The sequence below is a fragment of the Cupriavidus sp. 291-E7 genome, from assembly GCF_057798835.1.
Map to the genome: position 1 here is coordinate 56,221 of NZ_JBYOJV010000025.1, position 16,397 is coordinate 72,617.

13 protein-coding genes are annotated in these 16,397 nt (G+C 59.4%); 5 read left to right on the forward strand and 8 right to left on the reverse strand.

The window, feature by feature from the left end:
• Window positions 1-64: 64 nt before the first annotated feature.
• From AC3FLX_RS29565 to AC3FLX_RS29595, 7 genes are all read right to left on the reverse strand, one after another.
• Complete coding sequence (locus AC3FLX_RS29565; protein WP_488700893.1) at window positions 65-1,429, reverse strand: sensor histidine kinase; 1,365 nt, start codon at window positions 1,427-1,429, stop codon at window positions 65-67.
• Window positions 1,405-2,070, reverse strand: a complete 666-nt coding sequence (locus AC3FLX_RS29570; protein ID WP_488700894.1) for a response regulator — start codon at window positions 2,068-2,070, stop codon at window positions 1,405-1,407. The genes AC3FLX_RS29565 and AC3FLX_RS29570 overlap by 25 nt, the downstream gene beginning before the upstream one ends.
• Window positions 2,071-2,278: 208 nt before the next feature.
• Window positions 2,279-3,043 (reverse strand): COG4705 family protein, encoded by a 765-nt coding sequence (locus AC3FLX_RS29575; RefSeq protein ID WP_488700895.1) that lies wholly within the window; start codon window positions 3,041-3,043, stop codon window positions 2,279-2,281.
• A 30-nt stretch (window positions 3,044-3,073) separates the two neighbouring features.
• Window positions 3,074-3,508 (reverse strand): hypothetical protein, encoded by a 435-nt coding sequence (locus tag AC3FLX_RS29580; protein ID WP_488700896.1) that lies wholly within the window; start codon window positions 3,506-3,508, stop codon window positions 3,074-3,076.
• Window positions 3,509-3,527: 19 nt separating this feature from the next.
• Window positions 3,528-4,301: a COG4705 family protein gene (locus tag AC3FLX_RS29585; RefSeq protein ID WP_488700897.1), complete on the reverse strand. Its 774-nt coding sequence runs from the start codon at window positions 4,299-4,301 to the stop codon at window positions 3,528-3,530.
• Between the two features lie 157 nt (window positions 4,302-4,458).
• Window positions 4,459-5,460, reverse strand: coding sequence for a FecR domain-containing protein (locus tag AC3FLX_RS29590; RefSeq protein ID WP_488700898.1), 1,002 nt, complete (start codon window positions 5,458-5,460; stop codon window positions 4,459-4,461).
• A complete protein-coding gene (locus AC3FLX_RS29595; protein ID WP_488700899.1) occupies window positions 5,433-5,942 on the reverse strand; it encodes a sigma-70 family RNA polymerase sigma factor in 510 nt (169 codons plus the stop codon). Before AC3FLX_RS29595 ends, AC3FLX_RS29590 begins: the two co-directional genes overlap by 28 nt.
• A 364-nt stretch (window positions 5,943-6,306) precedes the next feature.
• Between AC3FLX_RS29595 and AC3FLX_RS29600 the strand changes: the two genes are divergently transcribed.
• The 4 genes from AC3FLX_RS29600 (at window position 6,307) to AC3FLX_RS29615 (ending at window position 12,576) form a co-directional block, all read left to right on the forward strand.
• Window positions 6,307-6,807, forward strand: a complete 501-nt coding sequence (locus AC3FLX_RS29600) for a sigma-70 family RNA polymerase sigma factor (RefSeq protein WP_488700906.1) — start codon at window positions 6,307-6,309, stop codon at window positions 6,805-6,807.
• Between the two features lie 22 nt (window positions 6,808-6,829).
• Window positions 6,830-7,831 carry a FecR domain-containing protein gene (locus AC3FLX_RS29605; RefSeq protein ID WP_488700900.1) on the forward strand — a complete coding sequence of 334 codons (1,002 nt, stop codon included), beginning with the start codon at window positions 6,830-6,832 and terminating at the stop codon, window positions 7,829-7,831.
• A 202-nt stretch (window positions 7,832-8,033) separates the two neighbouring features.
• On the forward strand, window positions 8,034-10,169 hold the full coding sequence (locus AC3FLX_RS29610) for a TonB-dependent receptor (RefSeq protein ID WP_488700907.1): 2,136 nt from the start codon (window positions 8,034-8,036) through the stop codon (window positions 10,167-10,169).
• A 10-nt stretch (window positions 10,170-10,179) separates the two neighbouring features.
• Window positions 10,180-12,576: a TonB-dependent siderophore receptor gene (locus AC3FLX_RS29615; RefSeq protein WP_488700901.1), complete on the forward strand. Its 2,397-nt coding sequence runs from the start codon at window positions 10,180-10,182 to the stop codon at window positions 12,574-12,576.
• A 94-nt stretch (window positions 12,577-12,670) separates the two neighbouring features.
• On the opposite strand, the gene AC3FLX_RS29620 is transcribed toward AC3FLX_RS29615, so the two are convergent.
• Window positions 12,671-14,995, reverse strand: a complete 2,325-nt coding sequence (locus AC3FLX_RS29620; protein ID WP_488700902.1) for a TonB-dependent siderophore receptor — start codon at window positions 14,993-14,995, stop codon at window positions 12,671-12,673.
• A 275-nt stretch (window positions 14,996-15,270) separates the two neighbouring features.
• Between AC3FLX_RS29620 and AC3FLX_RS29625 the strand changes: the two genes are divergently transcribed.
• Window positions 15,271-16,358 (forward strand): IS3 family transposase gene (locus AC3FLX_RS29625; RefSeq protein ID WP_488696234.1). Its coding sequence is split into 2 segments (ribosomal slippage): window positions 15,271-15,523 and window positions 15,523-16,358, totalling 1,089 coding nucleotides; the frame shifts between segments, so codons are not numbered across the junction.
• The last annotated feature ends 39 nt before the right edge of the window (window positions 16,359-16,397 follow it).

Below are 16,397 nucleotides of genomic sequence, written 5' to 3' on the forward strand. Positions count from 1 at the left end.
TGGGCGAGCTGCAGTCGCCCGTCGGCTGCCGAGCCCGAGGTCTACCCTGGGCCGTTCAACCTTTCTAGTTCGAGACCAGCCGGCCAGGCAAAGTCACGGAAATTCGCGTGCCGACTTTCTGGATCTGGTCGACGTATGCAATCTGAATTTCACCGGCGAGGCGGTCCGCAATTGTCTTCACAATGGAAAGGCCCAGGCCAGAGCCTCGCGATGCCGTCCCGGGCGTCCGGTAAAACGGCTCAAGGACTTTGATGCGCTCTTCGATAGGAATTCCTGGCCCCGAATCACTGCAGGTCAGGACGACCCGGTCGCGCTCGGAGGTAATCGACAGGTCGATGGCACCGCCTGCGGGCGAGTAGCGGATGGCGTTGTCCACGAGGTTTCTAACCAGGGTAAACAGGTCGACTTCATCTACCGCCAGTTTGACGTCACGGTCTGTCAGTACGCCGATGTCGGCATGATGGGTATCCGCTAACGGCATCAGATCCTCTATCACGCGGCGAAAAACCTGAAGGACGGAAGTTGTAGAGACCGGCCTTGATGGCGGCGATTGCACTCTTGCAAGACTGAGCAACTGTTCCAGAAGATGGCGGCCGCGCTCGATGCCTTGTCGTAATGGCGATAGCCTGGCGCGAGCTTCCTCGGACATCTCCGCATGCGAAAGCCGTTCTGCCTGCAAAGATAAGGCTGTCATCGGGGAACGCAATTCATGGGCGGCATTGGCGATAAATTGGCGCTGCTGCTCCATAGATTCCGCTACCCGCGCAAGCAACCTGTTAATCGCCATGACGAACGGACGGATTTCGGCAGGGAGGTGGTCATTCGGTAGCGGTGCCAACCCGCTTTCATCCTGTCGATTAACCTCCGCGGCTAGCGCGGAAATCGGCCTGAAGAGCTTACGAATCAAGTCGGCGACAATCAGCAAGAGAAGCGGAACCAGGACGACGAAGGGAAGCACCGTGCGCAGCGCGCTGTCACGGGCAATTTCGTCACGCATGCCAGTCTCCTGCGCAACCAGGATGCGCCCACCGTTTGGCAGCGTCCGTAGAAGGACTCGGAATGATTCCGCATTCAAGGTGAGCGAGTGAACGCCGTCCGCCACGCCGGCGGGGACGCCGAGAAACTTTCCAGGGGTTTGGGGGCTTTGGCCGCCGGATGCGGGCCCCGCATACTGGACGATTACCCGCGCTTCCTCATCGATACCGGGCAGCTTGCCAAGCTCAGCCATCCGAGGGGATGGCAGGTGGTCTACATCGAACAGGATGGCTACCTGATGTAGCAGGTTGTCCTGCAACTCAATGGCTTCATCGTAGGCAGTCTTGAAGGAGACGATGCCGCCGACAGCCGCGACTGCAAGAATGGCCAACGAAAGCCATAAGGACAATCGGGCCTGTATCGAGCCGGTCAATCTTGCTTTGGCACCAGCCATCCAAGCCCCCTGACGTTTCTAATTGCGGACGTGCCCAGCTTCTTGCGCAGCGCGTGGATCAGGTACTCGACAGCATTACTTTCGACTTCATCTCCCCAGCCATAAATTCGTTCCTCTAGCGCGGAGCGCGAGAGTATCGTGCCGGGGCGCATCATCAGTGCTTGCAGGAGGGAGAACTCGCGGCTGGTAAGGGGTATCGGTGCCGCGTCGGAGATTTGTGCCTGCCGGGTGTTGAGATCGAGGGAAAGCGTGCCGTTGGATAACACTGACGACGCGGTGCCGCCTTTTCGGCGCCAGACCGCCCGCAATCTTGCGAGCATCTCCGCCATTTCAAATGGCTTGACCAGATAGTCATCCGCGCCGGCATCAAGTCCGGAGACGCGGTCGTCGAGCGCATCGCGAGCGGTAAGAATAACCACTGGAACTGCGTTACCGCGAGCCCGTATATCGCGCAGCACGTCGATGCCGCTTTTTCGTGGAAGGCCGAGATCCAGCAATACGATGTCGTATTGCTGGCAATCCATTGCGTTCATTCCACGTTCGCCGTCTTCAACCCAGTCGGCGGCATAGGCGGCATCGCGCAATGCATCTTGCACGACCTGTCCAATCATTACGTCATCTTCTATCAACAGGACACGCATCCAGATACTCCCGGTCTTGCTCAGCGGTACGTGCGTCCAGCCTGGCGCGCCCAATCTGAAAAGCCAAGGGGGCCAGAGAGACAACGACGATAGCCAGCGTCAGCCATCCCATGTGCGCTCGAATCCAGGCTATGCCGCCGAGCCAATAGCGCGTCAACACCGGGCTTGGGTACCACGCCACGGCGCCCAGTATATTGAATCTGCGTGATCAATGGTGTGCGTTGGCGGCGGCACGCTGGGGCAAGAACATGATGCCCGCCACCATGAGGGACAACAGGATTGCCGACGCCGTGAAACGATCCAGCGCCATCCCACCTGAATTGAGCGGCTTGTCCAGGAAATCACCCACGACAGCTCCAAGCGGCCGGGTAAGGATAAAGGCCGCCCAAAAAAGCACGGTGCGAGAGATGGCAGTCCGGTAGTACGCGACGGCGAGGATGGCTAGCAGCGATCCAAAGACGATAATTCCCCCGACATATCCAAGACCTATGGTGTCTGCAGTCCAGTCTCCAAGCGCGGTGCCAAGCGTTTGCGAGAACATGATGGTTACCCAATAGAACATCTCCGCTTTCGGCGCATTGATCGAGGCAATGGAGACCGTTCCCATGACGCGATGCCATACGAACAGAGAAATCAATAGGAGTGCCAGAAGTACTGCGGTGCCTCCTGGATAGCCGATGCCCAGGGACCGGTCCGCGAAGTCGGCAAGCGTCGTGCCAACTGTCGTGGTAGCAACGATGGTTACCCAGTAGATGGCCGGATGATATTTATTGGAGCGAACTTGGGTAATAACCGCGACAAGGAATATCGCGGCGAAAATCAAGGTGCTGACCAGGTAGCCGAGATTGAGGGACATAGAGAGCGCATCGCCGCCTGTCTCACCCAAGGTTGTGGCAGCAACCTTGATGAGCCAGAAGACGAGCGTGACTTCCGGCACCTTGCTAAGCGTTTTTTGAATGTTGGTGGAATGCACTGGCGTACTCCTCGAAGGGAATTCGGCGGCTCAGGCCTTGCCGCTGAGTCTGTCAAAAGTCTTCAGAAGATCAGTCATTGCTGCCTTGCACTCTCCTTGAGACGGCTTTGACGCGCGAAGGGCGTCCAAGGCTCGGTCAATGGCCTTGTCGAGCGTATGCCAATCGCCAACTGCACGCGGCTTCAGGCCAGCCTCGGCGCGGTCCCAGGATATTTCGAGATCCTTGATGCGGGTCTTTGCCGCGGTGAGATTTCCCGCTTCCACAAGAGATTGCACGTCTACGGCGATGGTGTGAAACGCGCCCAAGTCGCCGAGCATTGTTGGTGCCGTCCTTGTGCTCTGGACAATGACGCCCGCTTGCTGAGGTGCCGCACTCACGGGTGCGGCGTGTCCGGCCATCGGCGCCAACAATGCGGCAATCGCGAGCATTGAGGCTTGACCGTTAAAAGGTGCGAATAGCAGCATGATGTAGTACCTCGAGTTGTCAGAGTTGGTGGGAGGACGAATAGCGGGTATTGCGGCCGTTGGCTGTCAGTTGTTCGATGGCCACCAGGATGGCAATGACGGTGAGGAACATTGCGCTCGTCCAGAGAGGCCCCACGCCAAGGCCGCCGTAGGTCCTGTCCTGTGTCAGCAAGTCACCAAGCGATGCGCCGAATGGGCGGGTAAGAACGTAGGCGAACCAGAACGTAAGAATGGAGCTGGCTCCGAATCGCCACGCGGCGTATGTCAATGCGATGAGTGCACCGAAAGAAATGACGCCCCACGTAAAACCGAGTCCGAGAGTTTCCGTCGCAAGATCACCCGCGGCAGTCCCGAGCGCAAATGTGCAGAGAATGGCCACCCAGTAGAACAACTCTCGCCGTGGTGTGAAGATCGATTTGATCGATAGGGTGCCTTCTCGCCGATACCACGCGGCAAAGATAAGCATCAGGACCGCACCGAAGGCGGCCGTACTGGCGTACAAACTGACACCCAGCCCATCCGTCAGAATGTCGGTGATTTGAGTGCCCACGACGCTGACCAATACGACCGTGAGCCAATAGATCCACGGCGTGTATTTGCGCGAACGCATCTGATATCCCCAGGCAAACAGCAGTAACAGCGCCATTGCGGCCGTGGTGACTGTCTGCCCCCAACCAACGTTCACTGCGAGGAAATCAGCGCCTGTCTCCCCTACGGTGGTCGACAGAATCTTGATGATCCAGAACGAGGCCGTAATCTCGGGAACCTTGCTTGCCCAGGATGCTTTGGACAATGGGGCGTGCGCACTAGTGTCGGCGACACTTGCGTGGGGGTAGGGCTTGGTTCTTGCTGACCGATGGTCCATTCTATCCTCCAGTTGGACTTCGAAACTGGAGGTGAGGCTACCCGCCAAGACTTAGCGGACACTTAGGGACGCTAAAAGGGCACTTTCAGGCCGGCAGTACGGTCGTCCAGTAGCGGGTCAGAAAGTGAATGCGAACCGGAAGCGCGCTGCGCAGTGCATCCAGTATCCGGTCGGTGTCCATGACTGGGAAGGTGCCGGACACGCGCAGGCTCGCGATCGATGGATCGCAACGCAGATGGCCGGGCCGATATCGGTCGACTTCGGCCAGAAACTTGCTCAGAGGCATGTCGGTGGCAACCAGCATGCCGTCCGTCCACGCCAGTGCAGCCTCCGCGAGGGACTTGGGGCCATCGACCTCGTGCGAAGAAAATCCGGCTTCCTGACCCGCGCCGATGATGCGCTCCGCGGCGATATTGTCCGCTGGGCGCACGGCTACGGCGCCTTCTGTGACACCGATCCATCCACCTTCGGGAATCTGCCGCACTCCAAAGTACGTCCCGAGCGGTCTTAGCGTGGCGGTACGTAAAGCGACAACGAAGGGGCGTGGCAGGGCATGGCTATCAACGGCCGTTTCAACCTGGATTTCCCCGCGTTGCAGGGTGATGCGTCGTTCGGTGGACGAATAGGCGACATCGATCGCCGTATCGGTGTTCAGGCGTACACGAGTACCGTCGTCGAGCGTCACGAGTTGCTGTTCGCCGACAGCCGTGTGCACGTCGGCCATCAACGTTTGCAGACCTGTGTATTCGCGTGTCAGCCACGCAGTGCCGCCTCCGACGAACAGAATCGCCAGGGCGTTGATGGCACGCCTGCGGCTTGCCGATTGCGGTTGGGTTAGCGCCGCGCGAGCCACGGCCGTGGCCAGTGGCGAGGCAACGCCGCGCAATCGCGCGTTCATGGCCTCAATATGCTGCCATGCCCGTAGGTGGTCAGGGTGTTGACTGAGCCAACTCCGCCATGCGGTGCGCGTGTCATCGTCGACATCGTCGCCTTGCAACGTGACGAGCCATTCAACGGCTGTCCGTGCAACGTCGGCGGGGATTGCGGCGGAGGCTCCCGTCATCGCGCACCCGCGGCGAAATAGCATTGCGTCCCAGCCTTGACCAGATAGCGTTTCACCGTTGTCAGAGAGACGCCCAACGTGGCGGCGATTTCTGTCTGGCTCATGCCATCCAGTTGCGCCATGAGAAAGGCGCGCTTTACCGGGACGGTCAGGCCATCCAGAAGGTCCGCAATTTCCTGCAGCGTTTCCAAGAGAATGGCGCGTTCTTCGGTCGAAGGAATCGTCGCCGGCGGCAGGTTGGCCAACGCTTCAAGGTACGCTTGCTCGAGTTTTTCGCGGCGCCACTGGTTTGCCATCACGCGCTGGGCCACGGTCGTCAGAAACGCGCGCGGCTCGGCAAGGGGAGGCATCTCTTCACGGGCGAGCAGCCTCATGAATGTGTCGTGCGCGAGGTCAGCCGACCTGTGCCAGCACCCTGATTTCTTGTGCAACCAGCCTAGCAACCACCGATGGTGGTCGATGTAGAGCGCGCTAATGTCCTGGTGCGGACCGACGTCGGCAGCCATCAAACTTTCCCCTTGTGCCGCTGGGGCCAACTAGAAATGAGAATCGTTATTGTATAGACGCTGCGCTGCGTCAACAACGCCCGCTGGGTGTGCGTGGTCAGGGCGCCACTATCCGGGGGCCATAGAAAGTCGCGCAATCGCGACAGCGGAATGGCGTGACTGCATCGGCCTCTATCGTTGTAAGTGAGAATCAGTTACAGTTCAACACCTCAGATGCTTTGATCTGAAGCGGTGTGGGCTGCACAAGCCTCATCTTTTGACCGAATTCCCAGGTTGCGCCGACGTATTTCCACATGGCGATCGTTTGCTTCAAATTTCCGGTTCACGCGCCCGCAAGGGCATTGAGGTGCTCTCCATGAGCGCCGTGGATCCGTCGACGCGGTCCCATGTCGATGCTCTCTACAGCCATCACCACGACTGGCTTCAGGGCTGGCTGCTGCGCAAAATTGGAAACGCATGCGATGCCGCGGACCTTGCTCAGGATGTGTTCGTCCGGGTATTGCACCGAAAAGTCGCGGAGATCCGCGAGCCTCGCACCTATCTGGGAACGATTGCGAACGGTTTGGTCATCGACTTCTGGAGGCGGCGCGAGCTGGAGCTTGCGTGGCTTGAGACCTTGGCCCACCTGCCGGAGGCCCACGCGCCGTCGCCGGAGAGCCGTCTGCATTTCTTTCAGACGCTGATGGAAATCGACCGGATGCTCGACACACTGAAGCCACGCGCACGCACGGCGTTTCTGCTGGCGCAGCTCGACGGTCTGACATGCCCTCAGATTGCCGAGCGTATCGGCATGTCGCTAGCGACCGTGGAGCGGTACATCGCTCAGGCGATGCGCCGATGCTATGAACTCCAGTTTGCCAACTAGCAAAATGGTTGGTAGCTGAGCAATGTCCAAACTGCGCGACGATCTACCGTCCGAAATTGTCGACGAGGCAATCAACTGGGCGGTCCGATTACTCTTCAACAATCCTACCGATGAGACGCGTCGACGATTCCTGGTCTGGGAATGCGCCGATCCCCGCCACAAGCTTGCCTGGCAGCGTGTCCAGTCGTTGCGGGATGGATTCCCAAGAGTGCCCGCACCGCTCGCGCTGGAGACATTGCAGAACGCGGATGCAATACGGGGCCGAGGCCAGGCCGGACGGCGGCAGGCACTCAAGGTTCTGGCGTTCGGCGGGGTATCGGTACTCGGATTCTCAACCGCATACCGCTATGCGCCGTGGGATCGATGGCTTGCGGAAGTCAGTACCGGCGTGGGTCAGCAACGCAGGCTGGTTTTGGACGATGGCACCGTCGTCGTTCTCAACACAGACACCGCGGTCGATATTCGCTTCAGCGATGAGCGGCGATATCTGATTCTGAGACGCGGGGAAATTCTGGTGACGACCGGTCATGACGAGCGATTTATTCAACGTGCGATGCGGCGCCCGTTCCAGGTGCGGACGTCATTCGGGACGATGCGCGCGCTCGGCACGCGCTTCGTCGTCCGCCTCGAAGATGAGCTGGCTCGGGTAAGCGTCCAGGAAGGCGCGGTCGCGCTCCATGCGGAGCGTGACAAGATCCAGTCGATAGCGGAGGCAGGAACCACATGGGAGATGAACCATAGCGCCAGCTCGCGGAGCGTAGTCTCGGGGATGTCCCAGGACAGTTGGGCAAACGGCTTGCTATCGGGCAGCAACATGCGCTTGGCCGACGTGCTCTCTGAACTTGGCCGGTATCGGCATGGGCGGATCGACTGCGATCCTGCGGTAGCGGACCTGACTATTTCTGGCGCATACCGAATTGACGACACGGATCGCACGCTCCGTTTCCTGGAGAAGGCATTGCCCATCCGTGTTTCGTATTTCAGCCGCTACTGGGTGCGCGTGGGACCAATGGATCAAGGCTAGGCCATGCCGTTGTTACAAATTAGTTCGATGTGAATTGAGGGGATTTGGGGCGACTGTCCGGCCTGGATTGTAGGAACACCCTTCAACCTGCCTTGGACTATCGAGAACCATGTCGTTACCGCAATCCCGCCGCAAGCCATGCCGCACCGATATCTCATGCCGCCTTCCCCTGACTCCCATCACCGCAGCGTTGCACCAGGCGATGCTCTGTCTGGCATTGGGATCGGGCGCGGTGTCCTTCAACGCCTACGCTCAGGCTCCCTCGGAGCAGGGGGCGGAAGCGACGCTCCCAACGGTTACGGTGAGTGGGGTGGCCACGAATGATTCGACCGAGCTTCCCGCAGCCTACGTTGGCGGCCAGACCGCGCGCGGTGGCCGGCTCGGCCTGCTGGGCAACCGGGACACCCTGGATTCTCCTTTCTCCACGAGTAGCTACACCGCTCAACGCATTGAGGATCAGCAGGCCGTGACCTTGGCTGATGTCCTGAATGCGGACCCGTCGATTCGATTTACCGGCCAGACCGGCGGGGTCACCGATTCGTTCATGATTCGTGGCTTCCCGATCAATGAAGGAAACCTGTCGGAGGTTGCATTCGACGGCGTGTACGGTGTTTCTCCGAACTACCACCTGTTCCCGGAATACATCGAGCGCGTGGAGATTCTCAAGGGCCCGGCCGCCATGCTCTACGGCATGTCTCCGAACAGTGGGGTTGGGGGCGTGGTCAACGTGGTACCCAAACGGGCGGGCGCCACCGACCTGACGCGATTTACGCTCGACTACGGCTCCGACGCGCAGGTCGGCGGCGGCGTAGACCTGAGCCGCCGCTGGGGCAAGGATAAGGAGTGGGGCGTTCGCTTCAACGGACTGCATCGTCAAGGCGGAACACCGCTAGACAACCAGAAGTCGCGTAGCGAAGTGGCCGCGCTCTCGCTGGACTATCGCGGCGACCGTCTGCGGGCATCGCTCGACCTGATCGAGCAGTACCAGTGGATCGACGCCCCGACGCGTCCGTTCCTCGTGGCGGCTGGCATCAATGTCCCAACGGCCCCGGACGGCCGGCGCAACATTACTCAGCCGTGGAGCTGGTGGAAGTCCAATGACGTATCCACGTTGTTGCGCGTCGAGTATGACGTCGCGGATAACGTGACCGTCTTTGCCGATGCAGGCGGGACACGTTCGGACGTAGCGCGACTTTCCGATCAGACGCCGACAATTCTCAATTCGGCTGGCGACACGTCTGCCGCCGTGCAGAACTGGCGATTCCAGGTGAACCGGATGTCGTTCGACACGGGCGTACGTGCGAAATTCGACACGGGTCCCGTCAAGCACACGCTGGCGCTGCAAGGCAATTTTTACTCGGACCGCATTGCCAATGCGAACGTTTCGGGCACGGCCGTCCAGTCGAATATCTACAACCCGGTTGTGCGTCCGGAGCAGTCGATCGCACCGCCAAAGTACGTGCCCAAGGTTTCCGATTCCACGCTGTCCGGCGTCGCGCTCGTTGACACCCTTAGCGCTCTGGACGACCGCGTAGCGCTGACCCTTGGTCTGCGTTACCAGCAAGTCGAATCGAACAACTACAACACGGCGACCGGTGCAAAGTCATCGTCCTACGATGAAAACGCTGTCACGCCGCTGGCGGGCATCGTCTTCAAGCCGTGGCACAACGTATCGTTCTACGCCAATTACGTCGAAGGGCTGAGCAAGGGCGATATCGCGCCGGCCACCGCTTCCAATGCCGGCCAGGTCTTCTCCCCGTACAAGACGAAGCAACAGGAAGTGGGCGTCAAGGTCGACTCCGGTTCGCTCATGGCAACGCTTGCGGCGTTCCGCATGACCAAGCCGAGCGGCCAGCTATTCGGAACCGTCTACGCCGTTGACAGCGAGCAGCGCAACCAGGGATTGGAGTTGATCGTTTCCGGGGAAGTTGTCCGTCGCGTTCGCCTGCTTGGCGGCGTGACCTGGATCGACGGCAAGCTGACCAAGACCAATAGTGCCGCGACCCAAGGCAATCGGCCGGTCGGTGTGCCGGGTTTGATGGCCAATCTCGGTGCCGAATGGGATCTGCCGTGGCTTCAAGGGCTGACGTTGACCAGTTCCGTGAACTATACGGGTCGCGTTTACGTCAACCAGGCCAACAGCCAGGCCGTGCCATCGTGGACGACATTCGATTTCGGGGCCCGCTATCGGACCAAGGTGGCCGGCAAAGCCACCACATTCCGCGCCACGGTCATCAACGCCTTCGACAAGAACTATTGGGGAGGCGTCGCGTCTTACAGCACCATCTCGCAGGGCGCTCCCAGGACGTTCCTCGGCTCGGTGACGGTTGATTTTTGATGCGGGACCCATGTCGATGAGCTATCGCTCGGTCTTGTCCTGGATCGTCGCTGCGATGGCAATCGTCATGGGTATGCAGGTCAGTGCGGCTGCGGACCCCATGCGCGGGGCCGCGGCCGAGTTGCACCAGTACGCAATAGCGCCCGGCCCGCTCGACAAAGTACTCATCCAGTTTGCGACGCAATCGAAGATCGATCTGGCCTTTGAGGCCGAGGCTTTGCATAGAACGCACAGCGCGGGGTTGGCGGGGCGATACAGCGTTCTGGACGGCATCCGCAAGTTGCTGGAGGGCAGTGACTATGATGTCGTCGATTTGCGGGACGGCGGCTATGTCATACGCCGAAAGGGTAGTGCCAGCGAGCGGGCGGATTCCCTTCAAACCTTGCCAACGGTGACGGTCGTGGCTCGCGGCGCCCGTCAGCAAGTGCAAGACCCGAGCGGGTCCGCGAACCTGGGGCTTATCGGTGAGGTGGGTGGCATGGATGCCCCAGTCAGTACGAGAGTGTTCGACGCGAGAGCAATCAAGGATCTTCAGGCCCAGAGCGTTGCCGATGTCGTCGAAAATGACGCCTCCGTGCGTTCCGTCAGCAAGCCAGGCGGCATACTCGATGCTTTCACGATTCGAGGGTTTCCGTACAGCAATGGAAACTTTGGAGAGATCGCGTTCGATGGCGTCTACGGGATCGCTTCAAATTATCGTGTGGCGACCGGGTATGTCGAGCGAATCGAGATAATCAAGGGCCCGACGACGCTCCTGTATGGCATGTCACCCGGCGGCAGCATTGGAGGGGCGATCAACATCGTGCCAAAGCGCGCGGCGGATAACGATGTCACGGAAATCGGCGCGGACTACGGCTCCGTTTCCCAGCTTGGGACGTCAATCGATGTGAGCAGGCGGTTTGGTAGTGACCGAGCCTTCGGGGTGAGATTCAACGGCGGATATCGAGCCGGGGACACTGGCCTGGATAACCAGCATCGCAACGCAGGGTCTGGCGCGCTGGCGCTGGATTATCGTGGGAATGGCCTGAAGGCGAGTCTCGACGTCATCGGTCAGCACGAGACGATATCCGCACCGTTCCGGCTTGTGCATATCGTGCCGGGAATTTCCGTCCCGGCTGCCCCGGACGGTCATCGGAATATTTCCCAGTCCTGGGAGTCCTCAAGAATCAATGATGGGTCGGTTCTCGCGCGCGTCAGCTACGACGTGAACGAGCGTGTCCAGCTTTTTGCGCACGTTGGCGGTGGCCGGACGCGCGTTGCGCGCGTATTCGCCATTACACCCACGCTCATTAACGAAGCGGGCGATGTTTCGGTATTCGACACGAACTATCGGTTCGAAGTCGCGCGATCGAGTGCGGAAGCAGGGGGGCGATGGAATTTTGGAACCGGACCCTTGACTCATCGGATGGCGCTTTCCTTGAGCGGATATCGAGACCAGCTCAATCGCGGCTTGGTGAATTCCTCGATAACGTCAATCACGAATCTCTACGATCCGCTTCCGTTACCGTTTCAAGCCATTCCCGATCCCGCCAGCGTTCCGAAGGTTTCTTCGACATACCTGACCGGGCTATCGTTGGTCGACACCGTCGCAATGCTCGATGAAGCGTTGCAGGTCACAGCGGGCTTTCGTTATCAGAGGATCAGATCCGATAACTTCGATTCCGATGGCGCCGCCGTTACCGACCACTACGACAAAGGCGCGGTTTCTCCGCTGCTTGGTATCGTCGTCAGGCCCACTCCATCGGTGTCGTTCTACGCGAATCGCATCGAAGGTCTCAGCAAGGGGGATACCGCACCGACGAATGCCACGAATGCCGGGGAGGTGCTTGCCCCATACCGTTCCACCCAGTACGAGGCCGGTGTGAGATTCGCACGGCACGACTTCTTCGCCAGCTTCAGCGCCTTCCAGCTCAGTAAAGTCAGCGGTGTTATGTCGGGCGCCCACTTTGGTGCCGACGGCGAGCAACGCAATCGTGGGCTGGAACTGGCGATACGCGACGAAATACTTCCGGGCTTGCGTCTTAGCGCCAGTGCCATGTGGCTCGATGCCAAGATATCTGGAAGCCCAAATCTGTCCGGGAAGACGCCCATTGGTGTTCCCTCCTGGCAAGCCAATCTGGGTGCCGAAGTGGATGTGCCTCGAATTTCGGGGCTGACATTCACCTCCTACCTGACATATAACGGCCCGCAATACGTGGATGCGGTCAACACCCAGAGCGTGCCGTCCTGGACCCGTCTGGACCTGGGCATGAGATATCGCATCGATCGCGGCCAATATCCGATGACATTCCGCCTGGCCATTCGAAACGTCATGAACCGACGTGGATGGGCTGCGGTAGACGCATACGGCGGCCTGGCTCAAGCAGATCCGCGCACGATATTGGCGTCGATTTCAATTGGGTTCTGACAAGAAGCGTTGCCGATAAAGGGCGGATCGTTTTGCAAGACTGCTCCACTGCCAGGAAGCGGCTCCGGGAAGTCAGTCTTGCCACGCAAATCTCTTACATGTCGAACTGGGCCGATAACCAAACCGTACGCGGACGGCCAGGCCAGGCGCCATTAATACTGGGGTCACCGGCTGCCCAATAGCGCTTGTCGGTCAGGTTCTGAACGGTGAGGGCGAACGTCGTGCGATAGCTGGCGAGTTTCGTGGTGTAACGCGCGCCGGCATCGAATCGCGTGTATCCAGCCATCCAGCTTGAGTTTTGCGCGTTCAGCGCGCGGCGGCCCACGTAGTAGACGCCTCCATTCACGCTCAGCCCAGGCAGGGCGGCCACTCGATAATCGAGATACGTGCTGGCCTGAAAGTTCGGTACATCCGCGATGCGCTTTCCAGCGACGGACGGATCACCAGGGTTGTCGGCCTCCGTGTGCAGGAATGCCAGGCCGCTCACAATCGAGAGCGCACTGCCAATTCTGCCGTTCGCCGTCAGCTCCACGCCCTGGTGCCGCTGAACGCCGCCTTGTACCGTAAAGTGGTCGGCGTTGACGTATTGCAGGGTTTTCTCAAGGCGGAAGATCGCTCCGGTCAGCAGAAGGTTGTCGGTAACGCGCGATTTGACGCCGAACTCGTACTGTTTCGTCTTGAGCGGCGCCAGATTCTCGCCGGCATTATTCGTGTCATAACCTGCCGGGCCCGGTTGTTCGAAGCCTTCCGCGTAGCTGACATAGGTCGACACGCTAGGCATCGGCTTGAACGTTAGCGCGAACGATGGCGCATTGACGCTCGCTTCTTGCGTGGTGTTATTGCCGGACGCCGGGAAACTGTCGTTCTTGTAGCGGATGTGGCGCAGACCGAGCAACACGTCCCACTTCGGCGTGAGCGAAATAACGTCGCTCACGAAGACGCTAGGCTGGTAGTTCTTGGAAGTATTGTGTTTCGGAAACGTGAGATTGCTTGGCGCCGGTGAGTAGATTGGCTGGTAGATATTTCCCACCGTCGTGTCCAGGACCGTGAAGCCCGACTCGACCGCCTGAAAGTGGCGCGTCGAGAAACCCGCGACCAGTTGGTGTCCAATCGGTCCGGTCTTGAACTTGCCTGTGACATAGGTATCCGTCGACAGAACCCGGAAGTTCTGGTCGGGATTCAGGTAGATGTCTCCTGAAAGGATGTCGCCGTTTCGCGCAACGTTATAGATATCCGGGAAGGCGGCTACACGCGCGTTATAGGATTGCGCGACGCGGCTGGTGACTTTCCAGTTATCGTTGAACCGGTAGTTGAAGTCCGCGCCGATGTTGTAGGTCTTTGTCTCGTATTGCAGCCAGGGCTGGCCAAGCAGAATGCGAGGATTGACCGGCGACGGCAGAGTGCCGTCCGGGTACGGACCAATCGCGGGCTGGGCGGCGATTTTCCGATTCTGGTAGTCGAAATTCAGTTGCAACAGCGCCTGAGGCGTGATGGCCCAGTCGAACGCGCCCGCGACAAAGGTCCGCGACGTGTCGCCGTTGTGCCCGAAATTGCCGAGCTTCTCGCCAGCGACATTGAATCGGTAGCCGAATCGACCGTCGCCTAGCGGGCCGCCGATATCGGCGCTCGCATAGTAGCCGTCGTGGTCACGAATTCCCGTTTTGATGCTGGCAAACCGGTCGCGCGTCGGACGCTTGATAACGTAATTGATGGTGCCGCCCGGCGAGTTGATGCCGTAGAGGAATCCGGAAGGTCCCTTCAGGACATCGATTTGCTCGATGTTTTCGAGTGGAATCTCGTAATAGGGGGCGACAGACATGCCGTCGCGCCGGATGGTGTTGGTCCAGTCCACGAAGAAGCCGCGAATTCGCACGGTCTCATAGGCGCCGGCCTGGGTTGCATCCTGAATCGATGGGTCGTTCTTGAGGACGTCCATCAACGTTCGTGCGTCCTGGCTGTTCATTAATTCCGAGTTGTAGGACTGAACGGAGAACGGAACCTCTTCTGGCTGACGCTCACCGAGGGCGCCCATGTTGATACCGGAACTGGCGAACAGGGACGGACGAATGCCCTGTACTTGAACGGTCGGGAGCGTCGTTTCCGGGCTTTTCGGGGTGGAGGCCGGTGCGGCGGCCGGTTCTGGCGCGCTAATGGCGTACGATTGCCCGCCCATATTGCGTGCGGTCATGCCACTACCAACCAGAAGTTTGTCCAGCGCGTCCGATACCGAGAGCTTGCCGTTGACAGCCGGTGCCTGGTGTTGCTTCGCCGAATCCGTGGCAAAGACGATTTGCGCGCCCGATTGACGACCCAATGCGCGGAGTGCCTGATCCAGCGGCTGCGCAGGAATATTGACGTCGTAGGTTTGGCCTTGCGCGAAAGCATATGTCGAGATGACCGCAACGGACGCGGCGGCCACGAGTCTCGGAGCGCATGAGCCAAGCCTGGCTCCCCGGGCGCTGAAAATACCTGGAATCACGATTTCCCCTGAATTGCTTGTTCTGGAAGCTCCCGACTTGGGTAGCTCAGGGGTTGGCGTTTGTCGCCAAGGATGTGTTGATGTCGGCTACAAAAAAATCCTGCTATCGCTTCGTGATGGTGACCGTCCCATCGGGGAGTCGCACGGTATTCCCCCCGTAAAGTAAGCGTCGCGGGAAGTAGAATTTTCTATCAGCGGTACCTTAGGAAATTTGCATGAAGACCTCCCGATTCACGGACAGCCAGATCATCGCCATCTTGAAGCAGGCCGAAGCCGGCACACCGGTTCCGGAGCTATGCCGGGAGCACGGCATGAGCAACGCTAGCTTTTACAAATGGCGGGCCAAATATGGCGGCATGGATGCGGCGCTGATGACACGGATGAAGGAATTGGAAGCCGAGAACGCCCGCCTCAAGAAGATGTATGCCGAGGAACGCCTGAAGGCCGATGTCCTGAAGGAAGCCATCGAAAAAAAGTGGTAAGGCCATCTCACCGACGTGAGATGGCCATGCGTGCCGTGCGAGAACGCGCCCTGACGGTCAAGACGGCCTGCGCTGCCTTTGGCGTGAGCGAGACGTGCTATCGGTATCAGGCCAAGAGCTCGACGGAGAATGACGTCATCGCCGATTGGCTGGTCAAGCTGACCCACAACCAGCGCAACTGGGGGTTCGGTCTGTGCTTCCTGTACCTGCGCAACGTCAAAGGCTTTGGCTGGAATCACAAACGCGTCTATCGTATCTACCGGCAGTTGGAGTTGAACCTGCGCATCAAGCCCCGCAAGCGGCTGGTGCGTGAGCAGCCCGAACCGTTGGCGGTGCCATTGACGTTGAATGAAAGCTGGTCGATGGACTTCATGCACGACCAGTTGGCCGACGGCCGCAGCATTCGGCTGTTCAATGTCATCGACGACTTCAACCGGGAAGGCCTGTGCATCGACGTGGACTTCTCGCTGCCATCACCGCGAGTGATCCGCGCTCTGGATCAGGTCATCGAGTGGCGAGGGCCGCCGCAGGCGATTCGGTGTGACAACGGCCCGGAGTATGTCAGCGAAGCATTGAAGAACTGGGCCCGCAAGCGGGGAATCAGGTTGCAGTTCATCCAGCCAGGCAAGCCTCAACAGAACGCCTATATCGAGCGGTACAACCGGACTGTGCGGTATGACTGGCTGGCGCATTACCTGTTCGAGACCGTCGCCGAAGTCCAGGACTACGCGACAAAATGGCTATGGTCTTACAATCACGAACGCCCCAATATGGCGCTCGGTGGCATTACCCCGAAACAACGATCGGCCATCATGGCCTAGCCTCTACTTCCAGCGACCGCTAGAAATGGGGGGAATACC